This window comes from Marinobacter sp. BW6 (genome assembly GCF_008107725.1).
GTDB lineage: Bacteria > Pseudomonadota > Gammaproteobacteria > Pseudomonadales > Oleiphilaceae > Marinobacter.
The window spans coordinates 1-540 of record NZ_VIRN01000057.1 but is presented as its reverse complement, the minus strand read 5'-3'; the positions used below and the strand labels follow the sequence as shown (position 1 = coordinate 540).

Genomic DNA, 540 nt, shown 5'->3' with positions numbered 1-540 from the left:
GTGCAGTACCCCACCTACGACCGGCTGATGGTGGAGCTGACCAGCGACTGGACGCCGCCGGCGCTGGTGGTCGAACTGGTCTGGCGGCGCAACGAGGTGCTCGGCCCGGCGGCGGCCTGGCTCGGCGAAACCTTCACCCGCCACCTGCGCGCCATCGGCTGAGCCGGTCGGCGGGAGTTTTGCTAAGCTGCGCGCCCATGAACCGTACCCTCTATACCCTGCTGTTCCACCTCGGCTTGCCGCTGGTGGCGTTGCGCCTGTGGTGGCGCGCGCGCCACCACAGGCGCAACGCCACCAGCGGCAAGCCGAGGTGGAACAGCAGGGTATAGAGGGTACGGTTCATGGGCGCGCAGCTTAGCAAAACTCCCGCCGACCGGCTCAGCCGATGGCGCGCAGGTGGCGGGTGAAGGTTTCGCCGAGCCAGGCCGCCGCCGGGCCGAGCACCTCGTTGCGCCGCCAGACCAGTTCGACCACCAGCGCCGGCGGCGTCCAGTCGCTGGTCAGCTCCACCATCAGCCGGTCGTAGGTGGGGTACTGCAC

General features: G+C 69.6%; 4 pseudogenes. 2 read left to right on the top strand and 2 right to left on the bottom strand.

Annotated features, from left to right (window positions below):
* Together FMN52_RS19980 and FMN52_RS19975 are read left to right on the top strand one after the other, a co-directional pair.
* Positions 1-162, top strand: a pseudogene (locus tag FMN52_RS19980) (LysR family transcriptional regulator); the annotation flags it as partial.
* A gap of 35 nt (positions 163-197) precedes the next feature.
* A pseudogene (locus tag FMN52_RS19975) lies at positions 198-275 on the top strand (hypothetical protein); the annotation flags it as partial.
* Here the strand turns inward: FMN52_RS19975 and FMN52_RS19970 are convergent.
* A pseudogene (locus tag FMN52_RS19970) lies at positions 266-343 on the bottom strand (hypothetical protein); the annotation flags it as partial. The pseudogenes FMN52_RS19975 and FMN52_RS19970 overlap by 10 nt on opposite strands.
* A gap of 35 nt (positions 344-378) precedes the next feature.
* Positions 379-540 (bottom strand): annotated as a pseudogene (locus tag FMN52_RS19965) (LysR family transcriptional regulator); the annotation flags it as partial.